Source organism: Dorea sp. BIOML-A1 (assembly GCF_009875615.1).
Classification (GTDB): Bacteria; Bacillota; Clostridia; order Lachnospirales; family Lachnospiraceae; genus Dorea_A; species Dorea_A amylophila.
The window spans coordinates 1-1527 of record NZ_WWSA01000067.1 but is presented as its reverse complement, the minus strand read 5'-3'; the positions used below and the strand labels follow the sequence as shown (position 1 = coordinate 1527).

3 protein-coding genes and 1 pseudogene are annotated in these 1527 nt (G+C 43.0%); 1 reads left to right on the top strand and 3 read right to left on the bottom strand.

What is annotated here, in order from left to right; genetic code table 11:
• From GT508_RS14350 to GT508_RS14335, 3 genes are all read right to left on the bottom strand, one after another.
• Positions 1–245: MobA/MobL family protein (locus GT508_RS14350; protein WP_192934836.1), on the bottom strand; the 245-nt coding region annotated here is incomplete at its 3' end.
• A 327-nt stretch (positions 246–572) separates the two neighbouring features.
• Positions 573–887 (bottom strand): hypothetical protein, encoded by a 315-nt coding sequence (locus tag GT508_RS14340; protein WP_006859028.1) that lies wholly within the window; start codon positions 885–887, stop codon positions 573–575.
• 140 nt (positions 888–1027) lie between these two features.
• A complete protein-coding gene (locus tag GT508_RS14335; RefSeq protein ID WP_004843519.1) occupies positions 1028–1258 on the bottom strand; it encodes a helix-turn-helix domain-containing protein in 231 nt (76 codons plus the stop codon).
• A gap of 147 nt (positions 1259–1405) precedes the next feature.
• Between GT508_RS14335 and GT508_RS14980 the strand changes: the two are divergent.
• A pseudogene (locus tag GT508_RS14980) lies at positions 1406–1527 on the top strand (helix-turn-helix domain-containing protein); the annotation flags it as partial.

Below are 1527 nucleotides of genomic sequence, written 5' to 3'. Positions count from 1 at the left end.
CTTTTGTATCGGACAGATTTTTGAAAGCGTTTTATATTTTCTTCTGGTACTATCTGCCATTCAGGAGGTGCGTTTTCACACATCATCAGCCGAGTGTAGACCACTTCTTTTTTAGAAGTGTAATAACTGATTCTCCCGGTTTCCTCGTTTTTCATCACATCCCCATTGAGATATGCGGAAGCGGAGATAACAGATTTCCCTTTACTTCGTCCGACTATTTTGACTGTGTAATGAAAAATCGCCATGTCTGGATTCCTCCTTTCTGCACATCCGGCATAGATTTCCGGCAACATTGCTTTCGGTTTTAGGAAAAGCAGCATTGCCGGAACGCCCTCTGCGTAAGAGTGCCCTGCGCATAGCAGCCTGCATGGAATGCGCCTCTCTGGCGAAGAGTGCCTCCTGCGGCATGAGCAGGTCTGGCTGAAAGCCCCGCCGACGGAACGAGCCCGGCAAGCGTGAACGCAGACCGGTTGCCACTTGTGGCAAACTTATTGGGACGACCTCTGGTTGTCCATAAGTGCGCCCTTCATGAAAAAGCAATGAAGGGAATGAAAAACTCATCCCCTCCGCCATTACACTTCCTCCATATCAGTATTTGTTTCTTTCTGCATTGCCTTTGAGAAAAATTTCCCATTGGCTTCCTGCTTTTTCAGAAAACCAATCAGCTTTGGGATGTCTTCCTCCTCAATAGGCGCACCAAGAACGGATTCCACCGCACCGCCAACCTGACAGAGCCTATGGGTTCGTTTTTTACTTTCTTCGGCTTTCTTTCGTTTTAGAAGTTCTTTCTTCTGTGCTGCATATCGTTTTGCTTTTTCAAGGCTTTCCTGTTCCTTCTTTTCCATTTCAAGCATTCGTTCTTCATAACTTTTTGTTGATTTTGCCATTATTACATTCCCCTTTCTTTTGCAAACATAAGTTCTCGGTTGCGTATCAGAAGAAGCACATGGTATAATCTTCTTGCGTGTAGGTATATCATGGCTTCGGTCTGATAGAACCTTTGGCGGTTTCTTTGGAAGCCGCCTTTTTAATTTGCCGCAGTTCTTGTTACGGCTTTTACATTTCCTCTATCCCTCAAATCACGACCTTCATTCGCTTCCATAAACATTTCCAGAATATCGGTTTTAATCAGGACTTTACGACCAACCTTTAATACCGGAAGTTTCTTCCATTCTACAAGCTGTCTTAAGGTGTTTCTGCCGATTCCCGTATAGTCGGCAGCTTCTTCGATGGATAATGCAATTTTTCTTTGCGTCATATAATCACCTCCCTGTAAATTGCATTATGCAATTCTTGTGATGTAAGTATATCCCTTCCAAATCTTTTTGTCAAGCGTTACGAAATATTAAAAACAATTTTTATATTGCATATTGCAATTTTAGAGAAACAATGCTATAATTCATACATACCGAAAAAGGAGGCAGTCAGCATGAAAGATAAAGAACTACGCAAGCTGATAGGCAGCAGAATAAAACAGCGCCGTCTGGAATTGAATCTGACACAGCCTTATGTCGCAGAAAAGATGGG